Genomic DNA, 20,067 nt, shown 5'->3' on the forward strand with positions numbered 1-20,067 from the left:
GGAAGCGAGGGCACGGGTGGGCACCGACACCGTGCGGGCGGGCGCGGCGGACGAGACCGCCGAGCGGCGGCGCGAGCAACGCGGCTGGTACTTCTACGACTGGGCGTGCTCCGTCTACTCGACGAGCGTGCTCACCGTGTTCCTCGGCCCCTATCTGACCTCGGTCGCCAAGAACGCGGCGGACCCGGACGGTTACGTCCATCCGCTGGGCATCCCGGTGCGCGCCGGCTCCTTCTTCGCGTACTCGGTGTCCCTGTCGGTGATCGTGGCCGTGCTGGTGATGCCCCTGGTGGGGGCCGCCGCCGACCGCGGCGGGCGCAAGAAGCCCCTCCTGGCGGCCGCCGCGTACACCGGGGCCGCGGCGACGACCGGCATGTTCTTCCTCGGCGGCGACCGCTATCTCCTCGGCGGTGTGCTGCTGGTCGTCGCGAACGCGGCGCAGTCCGTGGGCTCGATGCTCTACAACTCCTACCTGCCGCAGATCGCCCCGCCCGAGGAGCGCGACGCCGTCTCCTCCAAGGGCTGGGCCTTCGGGTACGCGGCGGGCGCCCTGGTCCTGGTCGCGAACCTGGTCCTCTACATGGGCCACGACTCCTTCGGCCTCTCCGAGAGCGCCGCGGTCCGTGTCTGTCTGGCCTCGGCCGGGCTGTGGTGGGGGGCCTTCGCCCTCATTCCGCTCCGTCGGCTGCGCGACCGCCGCGCGTCCGCGCGGGAGGCGAAGGAGCCCACGGCGCCCGGCTTCCGGCAGCTCGCGGCCACCGTGCGCGACATGCGCCGCCACCCGCTCACCCTCGCCTTCCTGCTGGCGTACCTGATCTACAACGACGGCATCCAGACCGTGATCTCCCAGGCCTCCGTCTACGGCTCCGAGGAGCTGGACCTCGGGCAGTCGACGCTCATCGCGGCCGTGCTGCTGGTGCAGATACTCGCCGTGGCGGGAGCACTGGCGCTCGGCCGGCTCGCCCGGACCTACGGGGCCAAGCGCACGATCCTCGGCTCGCTGGTCGCCTGGGCGGTGATCCTGGCGGCCGGGTACTTCCTGCCCGCCGGCGCACCCGTGTGGTTCTTCGTCCTCGCCTCCGGTATCGGACTCGTCCTCGGCGGCAGCCAGGCCCTGTCCCGCTCCCTGTTCTCGCATCTCGTCCCGCCCGGCAAGGAGGCCGAGTACTTCTCCGCGTACGAGATGAGCGACCGCGGGATGAGCTGGCTGGGGCCGCTGCTGTTCGGGATCACCTACCAGGTGACCGGAAGTTATCGGGACGCGATCATCTCGCTGGTGGCGTTCTTCGTCATCGGATTCGCCCTGCTCGCACGGGTTCCGGTGCGCCGGGCGATCAGCGACGCGGGCAATCCCGTACCCGAAAGGATTTAGCGTTCGACACCAAAGCGCTGTAGTGTACGCGTTTGGCCTGCCAGGCGTACCGTTACTGCGCGTCAAAGATGCCGAAACGCTGGGTGACATCTGCTAGCAGATGTGACAAACCGGGCGCTGGTGGGTACAACAAGGGGCGGCTACGACGGCGACGCATTGCCCGGGACGGGACCCGGAACGGGAATCTTTACCGCCGACCGGACGTTGACCGGATGACGACGACAGCGACACCTGTCCTGTGGGCGACAAGCCCGGGAGGCACGATTCATGAGTGAGCGAGCTCTTCGCGGCACGCGCCTCGTGGTGACCAGCTACGAGACGGACCGCGGCATCGACCTGGCCCCGCGCCAGGCCGTGGAGTACGCATGCGAGAAGGGGCACCGCTTCGAGATGCCCTTCTCGGTCGAGGCGGAGATCCCGCCGGAGTGGGAGTGCAAGGTCTGCGGGGCCCAGGCACTCCTCGTGGACGGCGACGGCCCTGAAGAGAAGAAGGCCAAGCCCGCGCGTACGCATTGGGACATGCTGATGGAGCGACGCACCCGAGAGGAACTCGAAGAGGTCCTCGAGGAGCGTCTGGCGGTTCTGCGTTCCGGAGCGATGAACATCGCTGTTCATCCCCGGGACAGCCGCAAGTCGGCCTGAGCGGGAACAAACAGCCACAACAGCGCATACGAAACAACCGCGGGCGCGGTACGTGATCCACGTACCGCGCCCGCGGTTTCGTGCTGTGCACTCGGGCCGCGGCTCAGCGGGTGAGCGGAGGACGGGGTCCCTGCGGGGCGTCGTCCGGCTCGTCCCGGACGATCACCTCGCCCTGGACCACCTTGCCGTCCGGGCGCTGCATACGGGCCCGCTGGAAGGCGTCGCCCAGGGTGCCGGGGGCGGCGGCGCGGATCCTGCGGTCGAAGGTGCGCTCGGCGCGGCGGGACACCGCCCTCTGAACCGGCGGGACCAGCAGGAGCAGGCCCACCGCGTCGGAGACCAGGCCGGGGATCATCAGGAGCAGACCGCCCAGCATCATCAGGCCGTTGCCCCCGCCGGCGGAGTCGGACGGGGCACCGCCTCGCTGGAGCGCTTCGTTCAGGTTCCGGAAGGCGCGGCGGCCGGCCCGCTTGATGACCACCGAGCCGAACACAAATCCGGCGACCAGCAGCAGGAACACCGTGAAACCGCCGGCCGCGCCCGCGACCACGGTCAGCAGCCAGATCTCCAGCACCAGCCAGGCGGCCACGCCCAGCGGCAGGAAGGTGCGCAGCCGGGAGCGGCGGGGCCGGGCGGGGTAGGTGGGGGTCGGAGTGCCTGTCGTCATGCGTCCAGTGTGCCTGGGCGCGGCTCAGCACGGCATAAGGGACCGATCAGCCGTACCTGTGCGGCCGTGGGGCTACGGCTGTGCGCGCTTTCCCCGCGCCGTGATTCTGCCGACCCGCTCCCCCACACCCCAGGTGGTGACCCGCCACAGGGCCTCCACGAGGATGTCGCGGCTCATCTTGGAGTCGCCCAGTTCGCGCTCGACGAAGGTGATCGGAACCTCGACGACGTGGTAGCCGGCCTTGACCGCGCGGCGGGCCAGGTCGACCTGGAAGCAGTAGCCCTGGGAGGCCACGTCGTCCAGGCCGAGCCCTTCGAGGGTCTCGCGGCGGAAGGCGCGGTAGCCGCCCGTGATGTCACGCAGGGGCAGGTCGAGGGCGACGCGTGAGTAGAGGCTGCCGCCGCGGGAGATGAACTCGCGGGACTTGGGCCAGTTCACGACCCGGCCGCCGGGCACCCAGCGGGAGCCGAGCACCAGGTCGGCGCTCTTGAGGGCGGTCAGCAGTCGGGGCAGTTCCTCGGGCTGGTGGGAGCCGTCGGCGTCCATCTCGACCAGGACGCCGTAGTCGTGCTCCAGGCCCCAGTGGAAGCCCGCGAGATAGGCGGCGCCGAGGCCCTCCTTGCCCTTGCGGTGCAGGACGTGGACCTGGTCGTCCTCGACGGCCAGTTCGTCGGCGAGCTTGCCGGTGCCGTCGGGGCTGTTGTCGTCGGCCACGAGGACGTGCGCCTCCGGGACGGCCTTGCGCACCCGGCCGACGATGGCCTTGATGTTCTCCGCCTCGTTGTAGGTCGGAATGATCACCAACGCCGTGCCGAGCGGGCCGAATCGCCTCTCCTGGCCCGTGTGGGTCCCGTCGCCCTCGTTCACCGCTGCCCCTTCGAGTCATTGCGCAGGCGTCCACCATAGTGCGCACGGCCTGCGATGACGTGACAAGGCGTTCGTATGCTGGTGTCGTTTCCACAAGAGCGGGGTAAGGCTAGGAGTTTCGGCCGTTTTGGCGGAATCCTCCGCTCCCCCTGCGGATGGGGGCCCGGCGCTCTTCGGGCCGACCTGGGGCCCGCTGGCTGCGGGTCGACCGAAAGCCGTTGTCTACTGAGCGCCCGGGCCCCACCCGGGTCACACCTCCCTGGCCGGACGGAACGTTCCCGCGCCGTGGCGCGAGCGCTGAGCCTGGCTCCCAGTGGCGGTGCCCGGTGCGGCACACCGTCCCTGACCCAGCGGCGCTGCGACGACTGGGCGGAGGTTCCCCGGTCGGGCGTCCGGTGGTGGACCCGGCCGAACCTACCGGCCCCCTGCCGTCGGCTGTCAACAGTCGTTCGACCTGCGCATCTTCCGTCAATGCCCTGGTCAGGGCCGAGGATGCGCAGGTCGCACGACAGCGGGGCGGCGGGCGACGGCTGCCGCGCCACCCCCGGAGATCACTCGCCCGGCCGTACGAAGACCGTCCGTCCGCCGACCACGGTCCGCAGACAGACGGGCAGGTCACGGCCGGGGCTCAGGTCGGGCAGGCCGGGGGTGCCGGAGCGGGGGTCGGTGGACCACCGGGCGACCCGGTCGTCGGGGGCCTGCACGACCAGTTCGCCGGTGCGCCACACGGCGTAGTCCGCAGGGGCGCCGGGCACCAGGACGCCCGCGTCGTCCCTGCCGATCGCACGCCAGCCGCCGCGGGTGTGCGCGGTGAAGGCGGCGCGCACGGAGACGCGGTGCTCGGGAGTCCGGTGGAAGGCGGCCGCGCGGACCGTGCCCCACGGGTCGAGGGGGGTCACCGGGCTGTCGGAGCCGAAGGCGAGCGGGACACCGGCCCGCAGGAGGGCCGCGAAGGGGTTCAGGCGGCTCGCCCGCTCCCGGCCCAGGCGCCGGGCGTACATGCCGTCCTCGCCGCCCCACAGGGCGTCGAAGGCGGGCTGCACGGAGGCGGTGAGCCCGAGCTCGGCGAAAGCGGCGACGGCTTCGGGGGTGAGCATCTCGGCGTGCTCGACGCGGTGCCGGGCGGCGCGCACGCGGGCGAGGCCGAGCTTCTCCGCGGCGGCGCGGACGCCCTCGACCACGGCGGTGACGGCCGCGTCCCCGATGGCGTGGAAGCCGGCCTGGAGGCCCGCCTCGGTGCAGGCCGCGACGTGCGCGGCCACCGCGTCGGCGTCCAGGTAGGCGAGTCCGGTGTGCTCGGCGTCGGCGTACGGCTCGTGCAGGCACGCGGTGTGGGAGCCGAGGGCGCCGTCGACGAAGAGGTCCCCGGCGGCGCCGAGCGCGCCGAGTTCGCGCGCCTTGTCGACGTCCTGCTCGGCCCAGTAGCCGACCACCCGCGGCCCGGGCTCCTCGCGCGCGAGCCGCAGCAGACCGGTGAAGTCGTCCTCGGAGGAGATCTCCGGTCCTGCGCATTCGTGAACGGTCCCGATGCCGAGGGAGGCGGCGTGGGCGAGCGCGGCCCGCTGGGCCTCGGCGCGCTGGGCCGGCGTCACCGAGCCGAGCGCCTTGGCGCGGACCGCGTGGTGGGCGTCGGCGGTGAGGGGGCCGTCCACCGGACCCAGGGAGGTCATGTCGAGCAGTGCCGTCGTCACGACCGCCGAGTGGACGTCGATACGGCTGAGGTAGAGGGGGCGGCCGCCGGTCGCCTCGTCGAGCTCCGCGCGCGTGGGCGGGCGTCCGCCGGGCCAGCGGGAGGCGTCCCAGCCGTGGCCGAGCAGCACACGGTCGCCGGGGCGGGCGGTCGCGAAGTCCCGTACGAGGCCCAGGGCCGCGTCCAGGGAGGGGGCCTCGGACAGGTCGAGGCCGGTGCGGGCGAGACCGGTGGCGGTCGTGTGCACATGTGCGTCGGTGAACGCGGGGGTGACCAGAGCTCCGTCCAGGTCCACGACCTCGTCGACGCCGTCCGCGAAGGCGTCGGCGGCGCCCTCGGAACCGACCCAGGCCACCTGTCCGCGTTCGACGACCATCGCGGTGGCGAAAGGGTCGGCGGGGCTGTGGACCTCGCCGCGGCGGAGGAGGACGGTCTGCTGTTCACTCATGCGGGACAGTGTCCCAGGGCCCGTCCCGGCACCGGGGCGCGGGTGGCCGCCGAACGGGACGGGAACCGCCTGATCAGATGCGGGGCGGTCGCGCCTCGTACGGGGTCGACAGGACCACCGTCGTACGCGTGGAGACCCCCGCGAGGCTCCTGAGCCGCGCCAGCAGCTCCTCCAGCTCGTGGGGGGTCGCCACCCGCACCTTCAGGATGTAGTTCTCGTCGCCCGCCACGCTGTGGCACGCCTCGATCTCGGGGACGCCCTTCAGACGGTCCGCGATGTCGTCGGGGGCGCTGGGGTCGAACGGTTTCACCGAGATGAAGGCGGTCATGGGCAGGCCCACCGCCTCGGGGTCGACCACCGCGGCGTACCCGCGGATGACACCCCGCTGCTCCAGCCGGCGCACCCGCTGGTGCACGGCCGAGGTGGACAGGCCCGTGGCCTTGCCAAGGTCCGTGTAACTCATCCGCCCGTCCTTGACGAGCAGCTCCACGATCTGTCGGTCCAGCTCCTCCATGGCGCAAGAACCTACAGTGCGGCTGATCTCCTCGGATACCTGAGCGGCCCAGGTCATGCCCGGTTCGTGATGTGACCGAGGGACGCGCGTGAGCCACCTGGGGGAGAAAACGACCGCCAGGGGCATCTGCGAGGGGCATGTGACGAAGGCCACACCCCTGCGGGAGCCTCCGTGATGTTCTCGTGATTACCGCCGTGACAGGGCGGGAAGTGCTTGCTGTGGTCGAGGCCGCAGTGCCTTCACGGCCCAGCCCGAGGGGGAGAACCCAATGCAGAGTCTTCAGCGCCCTGGTCGTACCGCGCCCAAGCGTCTCCAGGCGGTTGTCGTGTCCGAGCCGGAGGGCGTCGAACCCGACGCCCTGGACGACGAGTTCGACGCGTACGACACCTTCGAGATGTACCGGGTGATCTGCCCGGCCTGCGCGCAGTCCATCGCCCTGCTGGCGGACGAGGAGGTGCTGCCGGAGCACGCCCTGTGCGCCTCGCCGTGGAACCCCTTCGGTCTCACGGTCTGCGCCGGTACGGGCCGCATGGCCTCTGAGGCGATGTCGGCGGACGAGTCGGCCGAGCCCCAGGAGCAGGACACGGCCCTGCTGTTGACGCTCCCTCAGGGACTCGACTGGCGGACCCAGCCGTTCTCGCACGTCGGCGGTCCCGGTTCGCGTCCCATGCGGGTGCCGGTGCTGCGCCGCCAGGCCGCCTGAGCGGTCCGGTTCAATCCCAGTAGCTGCCCTGCACCATGGCCCGCAGACTGCCGTGGTGCAGGATCAGTGTGTCCGGGTGCCCGAGGGCGACCGATGAGGGATGAGCGGGCGAGTCCGTCGACCACCCGGTCTGAGTAGGCGCGTTGGGCGGTGATCTGGCGGCGCGGTGCGTCCCCCTCGCCGGGGAGCTCAAGGAACTCGGCCTCACTTATGGGGACTTGATTGTGCAGGCGGGCCAACAGTCCGATCGTGGCCGCCTCCAGGTGTTCCCGCTCGGTGTCGCTCGCGGCGTGCAGCCACTTGCCCTCGCAGGTGCAGGGCATGACGTCACAGGTCTGTGTGGGAGTCGTCGTCCAGGGCGTCCGAGGCGCGGACGGCGTGGCGGTACGGGGCGGTCGTCGGTGATGGCCGATCTCCCTGCCGGCGGTTGGCTGACGGTACGTCAGAGCGCTGCGGCTGGCCAGATGTTCGGCTGGACGTCCGCGAACTCACGCTCGATTGCGGACACCGTGACCCGGCCACCGGCTTCCGCGTTGCCCCGGTATGACCCGTACATATGCACCGGTCGCAGAATCGGTTCCGCCGAACCCGTCCCCCTTCCGTCCGGCCCCGCCGCCGCTCCAGGACCCGCCCATCTACCGGGATCTGATGCGCACCTGGGCGAGCGGCGGGCGCACTCTGCCGGGGCGCCACGACCCGGAGTGGGTACGGCTCGCGGCGCCGCAGGTCAGACCCGGTCAGTTCAGCGCGTCTCCGGACCCGCTAGGTGACGGGCGATGACCATCCGCTGGATCTGGTTGGTGCCCTCGACGATCTGGAGGACCTTGGCCTCGCGCATGTACCGCTCGGCCGGGAAGTCCGCGGTGTAGCCGTAGCCACCGAGGACCTGGACGGCGTCGGTGGTGACCCTCATCGCGGTGTCGGTGCAGTGCAGCTTGGCCATGGCCGCCTGCTTGGCGAAGGGCCGACCTGCGTCGCGCAGCCGCGCCGCCGCGAGGTACAGCGCCCGGCCCGCCTCGATCTGGGTCGCCATGTCGGCGAGCATGAAGCGCAGCCCCTGGAAGTCGGCGATGGGCCGTCCGAACTGCTGTCGCCCGGTCGCGTAGCCGACCGCCTCGTCGAGGGCCGCCTGGGCCACGCCGATCGCGCAGGCCGCGATGCCGAGCCGTCCCGAGTCGAGCGCGGACAGGGCGATCGCGAAGCCCTGCCCCTCGTCGCCGATGCGGCGCGCGTCCGGGACGCGCACCCCGTCGAAGTGGACCTGGGCGGTGGGCGAGCCCTTCATGCCCATCTTCTTCTCCGGCACCGCGGCGCTCACGCCGGCCGTGTCGGCGGGCACGAGGAAGGCGGTGATCCCGCGCGGGCCCTCCTCGCCGGTGCGCGCCATGACGGTGTAGAAGTCGGCGACCCCGCCGTGGGTGATCCAGGCCTTGGTGCCGGTGATCACCCAGTCGTCGCCGTCCCGGACCGCTCTGGTGCGCAGCGAGGCCGCGTCCGAGCCGGACGAGGGCTCGGAGAGGCAGTAGGCGCCGAGCAGTCCGCCGCCGAGCATCGCGGGCAGGTGCTCGACCTGCTGCTCCTTGGTGCCGTAGGTGGCGAGCGCGTAGGAGGCGAGGGTGTGCACGCTGACGCCGAGGCCGACGGTGAGGCGGGCCGCGGCGAGCTCCTCCAGGACCTGGAGGTAGACCTCGTACGGCTGGTCGGCGCCGCCGTGCTCGGAGTCGTAGGGCAGACCGAGCAGTCCGGTCCGGGAGAGCAGGGTGAAGACCTCGCGCGGGAAGCGCCCGGCGTCCTCCTCCTCGGCCGCCTTCGGGGCGATCTCGTGCTGCGCGATGTCGCGGACGAGCGAGATCAGATCCCGGGCCTCGTCCGTGGGCAGTTGCCGGTCCACCGGCTGCGGGGCGCGGTCGGGCATGGCGACGCTCTCCTCCCTGTTGGGGCGCTGGCGGGCGCACGCCGTGGGGTGGGGCGGCTCCGCCGGTCTCACTGGGCGCCGGTCGCTGCTCGCGTCTCCCGGGTCTCGGAAGCTGCTGACCAGCGGCTGCGCCCTGTGAGTATGCCCGAAAGGAGACACCCGGTCACTGGTTAACGACCGCTTACTTCAAGATATACCGGCGCACCGACAACCGGCCTCGCAGCACATCGGGATTGGTCCGAACCATTGACGCGGTGGTCTAGTCCTCCTAATGTTCCGGCAACGCGTTACCGCGTTCATGCCAATCGGCTGGCGTTCCCCTCTCCCCCACGAGGAGACACCGATGCACTTTCCCCAGCGCGCCCGCTTCCGGGCGCTCATCTCCGCCGCGTGCTGCGCGGTGCTCGGCGCGGGCCTGCTGGCCGGCGCGAGCAGCGCCACGGCGACCCCCGAGACCCCCCAGGTGAAGGCGGCCGGCTCCAAGGTCGTCGGCTACTTCACCGAATGGGGCACGTACGACCGCAAGTACTACGTCAAGAACATCGAGACCTCGGGTTCGGCCGCGAAGCTGACCCACATCAACTACGCCTTCGGCAACGTCACCGGCGGCAAGTGCGCGATGGGCGACGCCTACGCCGCGACCGACCGGACCTACACGGCGGCCGAGTCCGTGGACGGGGTCGCGGACACCTGGGACCAGCCGCTGCGGGGCAACTTCAACCAACTGCGCGAGCTGAAGAAGAAGCACCCGGGTCTGAAGGTCCTGTGGTCGTTCGGCGGCTGGACCTGGTCGAGCGGCTTCGGCGAGGCGTCCCGCAACCCCGCCGCGTTCGCCCAGTCCTGCTACGACCTGGTCGAGAACTCCAAGTGGGCCGACGTCTTCGACGGCATCGACATCGACTGGGAGTACCCGAACGCCTGTGGCAACACCTGCGACACCAGCGGTCGTGAGGCCTTCAAGAACCTGATGGCGGCGCTGCGTTCGAAGTTCGGGAGCGGTTCGCTGGTGACGGCCGCGATCACCGCCGACGCCACGGCGGGCGGCAAGATCGACGCAGCGAACTACGCGGGCGCGGCCCAGTACGTCGACTGGTACAACCCGATGACATACGACTACTTCGGCGCCTGGGACGCGGCAGGGCCGACGGCCCCGCACTCGCCGCTGAACTCCTACTCCGGGATTCCCAGGGCGGGTTACTACACCTCGGCGACCATCGACAAGCTCAGGGGCCTCGGCGTCCCGGCCTCGAAGCTGCTGCTCGGCATCGGCTTCTACGGCCGCGGCTGGACCGGTGTGACCCAGGCGGCGCCCGGCGGCACCGCGACGGGCCCGGCGGCGGGCACCTACGAGCAGGGCATCGACGACTACAAGGTGCTCAAGACCAAGTGCCCGGCGACGGGGACGGTCGGCGGCACCGCGTACGCCAAGTGCGGCAACAACTGGTGGAGTTACGACACCCCCGCGACCATCGCGACGAAGATGACGTACAAGAACCAGCAGGGCCTGGGCGGCACCTTCTTCTGGGAGCTGAGCGGGGACACCTCGGGCGGCGAGCTGATCAAGGCGATCAACTAGCCGGGACCAGGTCGTGAACTGACCGGTCCCACGGGGGGACTTGGGGCGGGGGACCACGAGCCTCCGCCCCTCGCCGTGTCCCGGGCCCGCCGCCGGGCGGTCGGTCCCGGCCGGCCGGGCGGTCAGTCGCCCCGGCGGGCCGGCTCCGGGGCCGGGTAGGCGGGGTCCAGCTCCTCGATGGCGCGCATCGAGGCGCCGAGCGTCTTCACCAGGAGGTCGCGCATGGTGTCGCGGGAGAGCTGGGGCGGGCGGTCGATCCAGTCGAGCGTGGCGCCCTCGACACTGCACACCCAGGCGAGCAGGCCCATGCGGGCCAGCGGCGAGATGTCGGTACGGCCGTACGCCCCCTCGGCGATGGTCGCGACGATCGCCTCGCGCACCCCGTCCCGGACGGCGTGCACCTCGGCGTCGAAACCGACCCCGCCGCTGACGACCGTGCGGTAGGCCGCCTGGTTGTGCTCGGCGTAGCGCAGATAGCTGTCGAGGGTGCGGTGGACGCGGTCCACCTGCTCCATCTCCAGGCCGCTCGCCGCGTAGGTGACCAGGTCCGCCACGGAGTCCTGGATGATCGCCAGGTAGTAGCCCCGCTTGGACTGGAAGTAGTAGTAGATCAGCCCCTTGGCGACATGTGCCTGCTTGGCGATGTCGTCCATGGAGAGCGCGTCGTAGGACGTGTCCGCGAACAACTTCCGCCCGATGGCGATGAGTTCGGCGCGGCGCGCAACCGAGCGCTCGGTGCCGCGAGCCCGCGGCCGGGCGGCTTCACGCTGATCACTGATATTCACATTTCGACCCTGGTCTCGGGCTGGCGGCGGGACATCCGCAGTATGTCAGGTCACTTGTGGATCAGGTCACAGCAGACCGAGCTGCGTGACGAGCATCGCGATCACCGCGACGAGGACCCAGCCCGCGACATGTTCGAGGATCTTCGGACCGTGGTCCTCGGGGCCGCCGGTACGGGCGCAGGCGGCGGTGGCAGAGTGTGCGGTCATGGTGTCTCGCTGATCTCGGAGGTACGGGTGGACTCCCCCACCGATCCGTCCACCTTGCCACTTCTGGCGGCTTTTGCGGCCGAGACCTTGGTCACAGCGAAGCGGCCCCCCGGCGGATGCCGGGGGGCCGCTCCGGGGTGGTTCAGCGCACGCCCACCGCCGCGAGCGCCTTGCGCTGGCGCGGGGTCGGGCAGGCGGGGAAGTACAGGTAGCAGACGCCTCCGGTGCCGGAGACGACCTTGCCGCTGGCGTTGTACCGCTTGGTGCGCAGCCAGATGTTCTCCCACTCGCGCCGCTTGTAGACGCGCCGCACCGCCTCGTCGCTCGGCGAGGCCGGGTCGTTGGCGATCACATCACCGTCGGCGGTGAAGCCGATCACCGTCATGAGGTGGCCCGAGGTGCCGTAACCGGCGCCGGTGAGCTCCTCCTTGAGGAACGACTGGGACGTTATGGCCGGGATGCCGGCCGCGATCAGGGTCTCCAGGTCGGTGAGCGAGCCGAGCCGGGTCACCACGCCCTGAAGGTCCTCGAAGGTGGCCGCGTAGGCCGCGTTGAACGGCCAGTTGCCGCAGCCCGCGTACTGGTAGTCGTAGGTGTAGCGGGCCGCGTGGCAGATCTGCGGGTCGGCGTACGACGGGTCGACCCAGGCCAGTTGCTCCTTGGTGAGGCGGCCGCCCCAGTACTCGATGATCATCTGCGAGGAGGTGGGGCTGCACCAGGCCTCGCCGCCGTTGTCGTACTCCGGGTACTGGCCGGCGTGGATCTCCTGCGAGTAGCGCGGGACGATCAGCTCCCTGGCGAGAGCGGGCGTGGTGGCCGGGACGGTGAAGCGGTCCGGGACGTCCGAGCCCATCGCGCCGAGCCGCCACACGGTCGGCGTGTTCTTGGCGCCGGGCTTGCGGTGGAGGGTCAGCCGCAGCCGGTACGAGGCCAGGCGCAGGCCGGTCGACGGGTCGTCGATCGCGAAGGTGTCCGTCCAGATCGAGCTCTTGTCGTCGGTCTGGTCGTCGACCGAGGTGCGCTTGATGTCCCCGTCACCGGCGGCCCAGCGGCCCATCACGTACCAGGGGGTGGCCGTGCCGTCGGAGTAGGTCCCCTGGAGTTCGATCTGGATCCAGGTGCCGGCCGGGGTGTGCGCGTTCCAGGAAGCGATCACCTCGGTCGAGGGCACGCTGAGCCGGTGGACCGGGGAGGTCCACGTCGCGTACTCCCAGGTGGCGGTGGTCCCGGTGTGCGGGTCGGTGTACTCGGTGGTGCCCGCGGGGACGCCGATCACGACGCCGGGGCGTTTTCCGGCGACGGCGCGGGTACCGCCGGCGGTGCCGCCGCGCCAGTCGCTGTAGGTGGTCCAGGCGCGGTTGTCGACCGGGCGGCCGGCGCTCTCGTCGGATTCCGCGACGGCCGGGTTGCCGGCGGCGGTCGCGGAACCGGTGCTGCCTGCCACCGCGGCGGCGACCGCGACGGCCAGAACGGTTCTGCGGGACGGCTGTTCGGCTCTGCTCATGGGCGGGAAGACCCCCAGGTGTCCGGTTCGGGGCGGGCCAGTTGCACGGTTGTGCGCCAACTATGGATGAGGCGGCATGCTCCTGCCAGCACTTCGGCGCATGCCACGCCCATGAATATTGGTCTCAACCACTGGCATGACCTGGGAAGGCGTGGTTCCGCCGGCCGGGGGCGAGCCGTCACTAGACTGGCGGCGCCCTGCCCGCCCGGCCCTCAGGAACACCGTGCACGACCTCGCCTTCCGGCTCCGCCGACTGCCCCCGTCCTGCGGCCCGGTCCGTCTGATCGGTGTCGACGGGTACGCCGGTTCCGGGAAGTCCACGTTCTGCGGGCAGTTGGCCGACGCCCTCGGTGGCGCGCCGGTGCTGCACCTCGACGACATCTCCGGCCACGACGAGCTGTTCGACTGGACGGGGCGGCTGCTGGGCCAGGTGATCACCCCGCTCGGCCGCGGCGAGACCGCGCACTACGCCGTCTACGACTGGCACGCCCGCCGCTTCGGGCCGTCCCGCGCCCTGCCGCCCGCCCCGGTGGTCCTCCTGGAGGGGGTCGGCGCGGGCCGGCGCGCGCTGCGGCCGCACCTCGCACACCTGCTGTGGATGGAGCTGCCCCGTGAGGAGTCCTGGGCACGCGGCCGCTCCCGGGACGGGGCGGCACAGCGGGAGTTCTGGGAGCGATGGGTCGTGGCGGAACAGCGGCATTTCGCCGAAGACCCCTCCCGGCCCTTCGCCGACCTCCTGGTACGGCAGCGCCAGGAGGGATATGCGGCCACCAAAGGGCCTGCCGGGACCATTGGACCGGACCGCGGAGTCACCCACGGTGACGGTCCAGCGGCGATGTGTTGAACCTGTGAAGACCCGCCAGTAGGAACTTGCCTCAGTCGCCCAACTCCGCTTGACCCAGGGGCCGTACAGGTCTTACGTTCTGAATGAGCGGCCGTTCGAGACCGCCCGCAGTCGCGAAGCCCCCGGTTGTTCCCCCGTGATCGGGGGCTTCGTTCTGCCCTCACCAGGTTTTCCGGACGCTGTGAGCCGCGATTCGCTCACCCTCGGTCACCACCCCCGGTGCGCCTCATCTGCTCCCACCTCGCCAAACGGCCTGTGCGGCACCCTACGGCGGGCGACACCACCGCAGGTACGATGCCCTCGGTGCGACCTACGGACGACTGCTCTGCGCACCGTTGCAACTCCGGTCCGCGGCACAGCGGTTGGACGAAGGCGGCCACCGGGCGTCGGCCCGGTGGTGAAACCACGGGGTCACGGTTTGTGGGGGACGTGATGGATTTCGGCACGCAGGGCCCCGAGGCCCCGGCCGACCTCGCCTGGCTGCGAGGTGTGGACGCCTACACGATGGGCGCCTATCCGCAGGCCGAGGAGGAGTTCCGGGCCGCGGTGCGGATCGATCCCGGGATGGCCGACGGCTGGCTCGGACTGCACGCGCTGCGCGTCGACACGACGACCGCGCTGCTCAGGATGTTCCGGCACCGCGAACGCTTCGGCGAACAGCGCACCCGGCACCGACGCACCCTCAACTCCTGGTACTGGCTGGGCTGGTGGGTGCAACCGGTGCTGGAGAGCCCGCGTGACCTGCTGCTCGCGCACGCCTCGCACTGGCTGGACGGACGCCATGTCCCCGAGCTGGACCGGGCCCTCGCGGGACTGCCTCCGGTGGACACCGACCACCAGGTCCGCTTCCTGCACGCCTGCCGGGCCTATCTGGTCAAGGACTGGGAGCAGTTGGTCCGGCACACCGACCCGCTGATCGACGACCCCATGCTCGGCATCGAGGCCGGCCTGTTCGGCGGCATGGCCCGGGTCCGCCTGGAGATGTACGGCCAGGCCGAGCCGCTGCTCTCGGCGGCCCTGATGCGCTGCCGCAGCGAACAGCCCCAGCGCAAGGAGCTGCGCTACTGGCTGGCCCGGGCGCACGAGGGCACCGGCCGCTCCGCCGCCGCGCTCCCCCTCTACCGGGCCGTGCACCGCGTCGACCCGGCCTTCATGGACACCTCGGCCCGGCTCGCCGCGATCGCCGAGGGCGACGGGTACGACGACCCCGCCGACCTCGCGGCGATCACCCTCACCGGCTTCGGCCAGGACGTGCTGGAGGGCCCGGACGGGATCGACCCGCTCTTCGGTGTCGAGGGACGCGAGCTGAAGCTATCCGACCCGGAGCCGCCGCCCACCGGTCCGCTGCCCTCGATGACCGACCCGGCCGGACGCGAGCGGTCCGGCGTACCCGCGGGGCCGCTGCCCGCGGGGCCCACGGATCCGGTCTTACTGGAGGAGGCGCTCACCGAACTGGAGCGCATGGTGGGGCTGGAGCCCGTGAAGCGCCAGGTCAAGGCGTTGTCCGCCCAGTTGAACATGGCCCGCCTGCGTGCCGGGCAGGGCCTGCCGGTCCAGCCGCCCAAACGTCACTTCGTCTTCTCCGGTCCCTCCGGCACCGGCAAGACCACGGTGGCCCGCATCCTGGGCCGCGTCTTCTACGCCCTCGGACTGCTCGGCGGCGATCATCTCGTCGAGGCGCAGCGGGCCGACCTGGTCGGGGAGTACCTCGGCCAGACGGCGGTCAAGGCGAACGAACTGATCGACTCGGCCCTCGGCGGGGTCCTCTTCGTCGACGAGGCGTACTCGCTCTCCAACTCCGGCTACGGCAAGGGCGACGCGTACGGCGACGAGGCGCTCCAGGTGCTGCTGAAGCGGGCCGAGGACAACCGGGACCACCTGGTCGTGATCCTGGCCGGTTACCCGGAGGGCATGGACCGGCTGCTGGCCGCGAACCCCGGTCTGTCGTCCCGCTTCACGACCCGCGTGGACTTCCCGTCCTACCGCCCCCTGGAACTCACCTCCATCGGCGAGGTGCTGGCGGCGGAGAACGGCGACGTCTGGGACGAGGAGGCGCTGGACGAGCTGCGCTCCATCGCCGGGCACGTGGTGGACCAGGGCTGGATCGACGAGCTCGGCAACGGGCGGTTCCTGCGGACGCTGTACGAGAAGAGCTGCGCGTACCGGGATCTTCGGTTGTCCGTGTATCCGGGGATGCTGACCCGGGACGACTTGTCGACACTGCGACTGCCGGATCTGATGCAGGCCTACGGGGAGGTCCTGTCGGGACGGGGACCACAGGATCCCTCGGCGATGTGAAGTGTTCGGCTGCGGGCCGGTGGGGGCCGGTCGCGCGGTTCCCCGCGCCCCTGAAGGCGGTGGGTGCAGCCAGAGCATCCTTGACTGCACCCACCCAGGGCCGCGGGCACCTACGACGCCAGTGCTTCCTCGCTGCTCCGGGGCTCGGTGACCCGGACCTCCGGCAGCTCCCGGTGCGCCGGGTCCCGTACCTCGCCGACCAGCAGCTCCAGCACGTCCTCCAGCGCCACCAGCCCGAGCACCTTGCCCGAGCCGTCCGCCACCTGGGCCAGGTGCGTGGCCGCCCGCCGCATCACGGTGAGCGCGTCGTCCAGCGGCAGGTCGGAGCGGAGCTTCGTCATCGGCCGCCAGATCTGCTGGGGCACCGCCCGCTGCGAGTCCTCCAGGTCCAGTACGTCCTTCACGTGCAGATACCCCATGAAGGCGCCGTTCTCCGCGGCGATCGGGAAGCGCGAGTACCCGGTACGGCCGGTGAGCTCGATGATCTGGCCCGGGGTCACCGAGGGCCGCACCGTCACCAGGGACTCGCGCTTGAGCAGGACGTCCGTCACCGGGCGCGAGCCCAGTTCCAGCGCGTCCTCCAGGCGTTCCTGCTCCTCGGGGTCCAGCAGGCCCGCCTGGCCGGAGTCCTCCACCAGCCGGTTCAGTTGCTCGCTGGTGAACACCGCCTCGACCTCGTCCTTGGGCTCGACGTGGAAGAGCCGCAGGATGGCCCGGGCGCAGGCACCGAGGGTGATGGTGATCGGCCTGCAGAAGCGGGCGAACCAGACCAGGCCGGGGCTGAGCCACAGCGCGACCTTCTCCGGGGCCGCCATGGCGAGGTTCTTCGGGACCATCTCGCCGATGACGAGGTGGAAGAAGACGACCGCGGCCAGGGCGATGACGTAGCCCAGCGGATGGATCATGCCGTGCGGCAGGTGGATCCACTCGAAGACCGGCTCCAGCAGGTGCGCGACCGTCGGTTCGGCGACCGCGCCGAGCGTCAGCGAGCACACCGTGATGCCGAACTGGGCCGCCGCCATCATCTGGGGGAGCCGTTCGAGGCCGTACAGAACCTGGCGGGCGCGTGCCGTGCCGAGCGGTTCGATCTGGCTGCGGCGCACGGAGACCAGCGCGAACTCGGCGCCGACGAAGAAGCCGTTGGCGAGCACGAGGAGCGCGGCGAAGAGGAGTTGGAGCACGCTCATCGGGCGGCCTCCATGACGTTGACCGCGGGGACGGTGCGTACCAGGCGGACCCGCTCGGCGCGGTAGTGCCCGACCTGGCGGACGGTGAGCCGCCAGCCGGGCAGCTCGGCCCGGTCGCCGACGGCGGGGATACGGCCGAGCAGGTCGGCGACCAGCCCGGCGACGGTCTCGTACGGCCCCTCGGGCACGTCGAGTCCTATGCGCTGGAGGATGTCGACCCGGCAACTGCCGTCGGCGTCCCAGGCGAGGCGGCCGTCCTCGGGCGGGGCGGCGGCCAGTTCGGGGACGTCCTGACCGTCGTGCTCGTCGCGGACCTCGCCGACGATCTCCTCGACGATGTCCTCCAGGGTGACCACGCCGGCCGTGCCGCCGTACTCGTCGACGACGACGGCGATGGGCTGCTCGCTGCGCAGCCGGGCCAGCAGGGGCTGGACCGGGAGCGTCTCGGGCACCAGCAGCGCCGGGCGGGCGATCCGGCCGACGGGCGTGCGCAGCCGGTCCTGGACCGGGACGGCCAGGGCGTCCTTGAGGTGGACCATGCCGACGATCTCGTCGATCTTCTCCCGGTAGACCGGGAAGCGGGACAGTCCGGTGGCGCGGGTGAGGTTGACGACGTCCTCGGCGGTGGCCGAGGCCTGGAGGGAGCTGACCTTCACGCGCGGGGTCATGACGTGCTGTGCGGTGAGCTCGCCGAGCGACAGGGTGCGGACGAAGAGGTCCGCGGTGTCCTGTTCCAGGGTGCCGGCCTGGGCCGAGTGGCGGGCCAGGGAGACCAGCTCGCCGGGGGTGCGGGCGGAGGCCAGCTCCTCGGCGGGCTCGATGCCGAGCGCGCGCACGAGACGGTTGGCGACCGCGTTCAGTGCGGCGATCACCGGCCGGAACAGCCGGGCGAAGGCGTGCTGCGGGCCCGCGACGAAGCGGGCGACCTGCATCGGCTTGGACACCGCCCAGTTCTTGGGCACGAGCTCGCCGATCACCATCTGCACGGCCGAGGCCAGCAGCATGCCGACGACGACGGCGACACCGGAGACCGCGCCCTCGGGGACGCCGACGGCCGTGAACGGGCCGTGCAGCAGTTCCGCGAGGGCCGGTTCGGCGAGCATGCCGACGACGAGGGAGGTGATGGTGATGCCGAGTTGGGTGCCGGAGAGCTGGAACGACAGCTCCTTCAGCGACTCGGCGACCCGGCGGGCCCGTCGGTCGCCTTCCGCGGCGGCCTTCTCGGCGTCGGTGGCCTCGACGGTGACGAGACCGAACTCGGCCGCCACGAAGAAGCCGTTGGCGAGAATCAGCAGGAACGCCGCTCCGAGGAGCAGCAGGGGGATGGTCATGCCGCCGCCTCGATATGCCGGGAGGGGGCGGCGCAGGTACTACAGGACGATCCGTCCATCGCTGGAGGGAGTCACTCCTCGGGTAGCAGGAACAACGAGAGGCGGAGGCGCGGTGAAAACGCCTCCGCCAACAGATTAATCAAGACACGGGCGACTGCGGCAGGGTGGAAGCCCCCGAGTCAGCCCTGATCTTCGTCGGAGCGGGCTGTGGAACGGGCCTCGGCGAGCGCGCGCAGGGCCTTCGCGTCACTGATGGCCTGCTGCTTCGCGATGCCCGGCTGGATGCCGAGCGCGGGCAGGCTGGTGCCGTCGCTGAGATTGAGGAACACCCACGGGTCGCCCGGGCGGAGGTTCACCTGGATGATCTCGGCCCACTCCAGATGCCGTCGGCCGGCGATGTTCTGGACGGTGACGCCGGACTCGTCGGCGACGACCTTCACCCTCGCCAGCAGGAACAGCACACCGGCGAGCAGGGCCGCCGTGAGGATGAAGCTCAGGCGCTCGCCGGGACCGAGTTGCTCCAGGAGGAGCGCGATCACCGTGATCGTCGCGAAGATCGCGAGACCCGCCGTGATCAGCACGACCCGGGTACGGCCCGGCCGGAAGGTGACGGGGAGGGTGGGCGGTTCGGAGGACATCTGCGGCACTTCCCTCAGAGACGGCAGGCGTGGATGGCCGTCGTCAGGATGGCCCGCGCGCCGATGTCGTACAGGTCGTCCATGATCCGCTGCGCCTCCTTGGCGGGGACCATCGCGCGGACGGCTACCCAGCCCTCGTTGTGCAGCGGGGAGACGGTCGGGGACTCGAGGCCGGGGGTGAGCGCGACGGCCTTCTCGAGCTGCTCGACACGGCAGTCGTAGTCCATCATCACGTACGTCCGTGCCACCAGGACGCCCTGGAGGCGGCGCAGGAACTGCTGGACCTTCGACTCGCTCTCCGACGAGGCGTCCGCGCCGGTGCGGCGGATGACGACGGCCTCGGACTTCATGATGGGCTCGCCGAAGACCTCCAGGCCCGCGTTGCGCAGGCTGGTGCCGGTCTCGACGACGTCCGCGATGACCTCGGCGACGCCGAGCTCGATGGCGGTCTCGACCGCTCCGTCGAGGTGGACGACGGCGGCGTCGACGCCGTTGTCGGTGAGGTGTCCGGCGACGATCCCCTCGTAGGAGGTGGCGACCGTCTTGCCCTTGAGGTCCTGGACGCCGGTCGCGGTGCCCGGCTTGGACGCGAAGCGGAAGGTGGAGCGGGCGAAGCCGAGCGGGAGGATCTCCTCGGCGTCGGCGCCGGAGTCGACCAGCAGGTCCCGGCCGGTGATGCCGATGTCGAGCTGCCCCGAGGAGACGTAGATCGCGATGTCCCGGGGGCGGAGGTAGAAGAACTCGACGTCGTTGACCGGGTCGACGATCCGCAGTTCCTTGGACTCGCGGCGCTGCTGGTAGCCGGCCTCATGCAGCATGTCCGCCGCAGGTCCTGACAGGGAACCCTTGTTGGGGACGGCGATGCGCAGCATGAGGTCG

The 20,067-nt window shown here is 71.1% G+C and carries 18 protein-coding genes and 1 pseudogene; 6 read left to right on the top strand and 13 right to left on the bottom strand.

Features of this window, described 5'->3' with window-relative positions; all coding sequences use genetic code 11:
- Positions 1 to 16: 16 nt before the first annotated feature.
- Both ACZ66S_RS23675 and ACZ66S_RS23680 read left to right on the top strand, forming a co-directional pair.
- Positions 17 to 1,372, top strand: coding sequence for an MFS transporter (locus tag ACZ66S_RS23675; protein WP_469903523.1), 1,356 nt, complete (start codon positions 17 to 19; stop codon positions 1,370 to 1,372).
- 267 nt (positions 1,373 to 1,639) lie between these two features.
- On the top strand, positions 1,640 to 2,014 hold the full coding sequence (locus tag ACZ66S_RS23680; RefSeq protein ID WP_003977404.1) for an RNA polymerase-binding protein RbpA: 375 nt from the start codon (positions 1,640 to 1,642) through the stop codon (positions 2,012 to 2,014).
- A 103-nt stretch (positions 2,015 to 2,117) separates the two neighbouring features.
- On the opposite strand, the gene fxsA is transcribed toward ACZ66S_RS23680, so the two are convergent.
- The 4 genes from fxsA to ACZ66S_RS23700 all read right to left on the bottom strand — a co-directional run bounded on the left by fxsA (position 2,118) and on the right by ACZ66S_RS23700 (position 6,200).
- Positions 2,118 to 2,681, bottom strand: coding sequence for an FxsA family membrane protein (gene fxsA, locus ACZ66S_RS23685; protein WP_469903524.1), 564 nt, complete (start codon positions 2,679 to 2,681; stop codon positions 2,118 to 2,120).
- A 72-nt stretch (positions 2,682 to 2,753) separates the two neighbouring features.
- Entirely contained in the window at positions 2,754 to 3,548 is a 795-nt protein-coding gene (locus ACZ66S_RS23690) for a polyprenol monophosphomannose synthase (RefSeq protein WP_469903525.1), read from the bottom strand.
- Positions 3,549 to 4,099: 551 nt separating this feature from the next.
- Entirely contained in the window at positions 4,100 to 5,686 is a 1,587-nt protein-coding gene (locus tag ACZ66S_RS23695) for an amidohydrolase (RefSeq protein ID WP_469903526.1), read from the bottom strand.
- 73 nt (positions 5,687 to 5,759) lie between these two features.
- Positions 5,760 to 6,200 carry an Lrp/AsnC family transcriptional regulator gene (locus ACZ66S_RS23700; RefSeq protein WP_469903527.1) on the bottom strand — a complete coding sequence of 147 codons (441 nt, stop codon included), beginning with the start codon at positions 6,198 to 6,200 and terminating at the stop codon, positions 5,760 to 5,762.
- A 268-nt stretch (positions 6,201 to 6,468) separates the two neighbouring features.
- Between ACZ66S_RS23700 and ACZ66S_RS23705 the strand changes: the two genes are divergently transcribed.
- Complete coding sequence (locus ACZ66S_RS23705; protein ID WP_469903528.1) at positions 6,469 to 6,903, top strand: hypothetical protein; 435 nt, start codon at positions 6,469 to 6,471, stop codon at positions 6,901 to 6,903.
- A gap of 92 nt (positions 6,904 to 6,995) precedes the next feature.
- Here the strand turns inward: ACZ66S_RS23705 and ACZ66S_RS23710 are convergent.
- Both ACZ66S_RS23710 and ACZ66S_RS23715 read right to left on the bottom strand, forming a co-directional pair.
- A pseudogene (locus tag ACZ66S_RS23710) lies at positions 6,996 to 7,232 on the bottom strand (phosphotransferase family protein); the annotation flags it as partial.
- 413 nt (positions 7,233 to 7,645) lie between these two features.
- Entirely contained in the window at positions 7,646 to 8,818 is a 1,173-nt protein-coding gene (locus ACZ66S_RS23715; RefSeq protein ID WP_469903529.1) for an acyl-CoA dehydrogenase, read from the bottom strand.
- A gap of 343 nt (positions 8,819 to 9,161) precedes the next feature.
- On the opposite strand from ACZ66S_RS23715, the gene ACZ66S_RS23720 reads away from it, so the two are divergent.
- A complete protein-coding gene (locus ACZ66S_RS23720; protein WP_469903530.1) occupies positions 9,162 to 10,394 on the top strand; it encodes a glycoside hydrolase family 18 protein in 1,233 nt (410 codons plus the stop codon).
- Positions 10,395 to 10,516: 122 nt separating this feature from the next.
- On the opposite strand, the gene ACZ66S_RS23725 is transcribed toward ACZ66S_RS23720, so the two are convergent.
- The 3 genes from ACZ66S_RS23725 to ACZ66S_RS23735 form a co-directional block, all read right to left on the bottom strand.
- Positions 10,517 to 11,179: a TetR/AcrR family transcriptional regulator gene (locus ACZ66S_RS23725; protein WP_469903531.1), complete on the bottom strand. Its 663-nt coding sequence runs from the start codon at positions 11,177 to 11,179 to the stop codon at positions 10,517 to 10,519.
- 66 nt (positions 11,180 to 11,245) lie between these two features.
- The gene (locus ACZ66S_RS23730) at positions 11,246 to 11,386 is read right to left on the bottom strand and encodes an SCO1431 family membrane protein (RefSeq protein ID WP_469903532.1); all 141 of its coding nucleotides are present in this window, start codon (positions 11,384 to 11,386) and stop codon (positions 11,246 to 11,248) included.
- Positions 11,387 to 11,528: 142 nt separating this feature from the next.
- A complete protein-coding gene (locus ACZ66S_RS23735; RefSeq protein WP_469903533.1) occupies positions 11,529 to 12,890 on the bottom strand; it encodes a peptidase C39 family protein in 1,362 nt (453 codons plus the stop codon).
- Positions 12,891 to 13,113: 223 nt separating this feature from the next.
- On the opposite strand from ACZ66S_RS23735, the gene ACZ66S_RS23740 reads away from it, so the two are divergent.
- The gene (locus tag ACZ66S_RS23740) at positions 13,114 to 13,734 is read left to right on the top strand and encodes a uridine kinase family protein (RefSeq protein ID WP_469903534.1); all 621 of its coding nucleotides are present in this window, start codon (positions 13,114 to 13,116) and stop codon (positions 13,732 to 13,734) included.
- 432 nt (positions 13,735 to 14,166) lie between these two features.
- Positions 14,167 to 16,032, top strand: a complete 1,866-nt coding sequence (locus ACZ66S_RS23745) for an AAA family ATPase (RefSeq protein ID WP_469903535.1) — start codon at positions 14,167 to 14,169, stop codon at positions 16,030 to 16,032.
- A 110-nt stretch (positions 16,033 to 16,142) separates the two neighbouring features.
- On the opposite strand, the gene ACZ66S_RS23750 is transcribed toward ACZ66S_RS23745, so the two are convergent.
- The 4 genes from ACZ66S_RS23750 to hisG form a co-directional block, all read right to left on the bottom strand.
- Positions 16,143 to 17,219 carry a hemolysin family protein gene (locus tag ACZ66S_RS23750; RefSeq protein ID WP_469903536.1) on the bottom strand — a complete coding sequence of 359 codons (1,077 nt, stop codon included), beginning with the start codon at positions 17,217 to 17,219 and terminating at the stop codon, positions 16,143 to 16,145.
- A complete protein-coding gene (locus tag ACZ66S_RS23755) occupies positions 17,216 to 18,550 on the bottom strand; it encodes a hemolysin family protein (RefSeq protein ID WP_469903537.1) in 1,335 nt (444 codons plus the stop codon). Before ACZ66S_RS23755 ends, ACZ66S_RS23750 begins: the two co-directional genes overlap by 4 nt.
- Positions 18,551 to 18,729: 179 nt before the next feature.
- A complete protein-coding gene (locus ACZ66S_RS23760) occupies positions 18,730 to 19,188 on the bottom strand; it encodes a PH domain-containing protein (protein ID WP_469903538.1) in 459 nt (152 codons plus the stop codon).
- Positions 19,189 to 19,202: 14 nt separating this feature from the next.
- The gene (gene hisG / locus ACZ66S_RS23765) at positions 19,203 to 20,060 is read right to left on the bottom strand and encodes an ATP phosphoribosyltransferase (protein ID WP_469903539.1); all 858 of its coding nucleotides are present in this window, start codon (positions 20,058 to 20,060) and stop codon (positions 19,203 to 19,205) included.
- Positions 20,061 to 20,067 lie beyond the last annotated feature (7 nt).

Source organism: Streptomyces sp. NPDC107471, assembly GCF_055582845.1.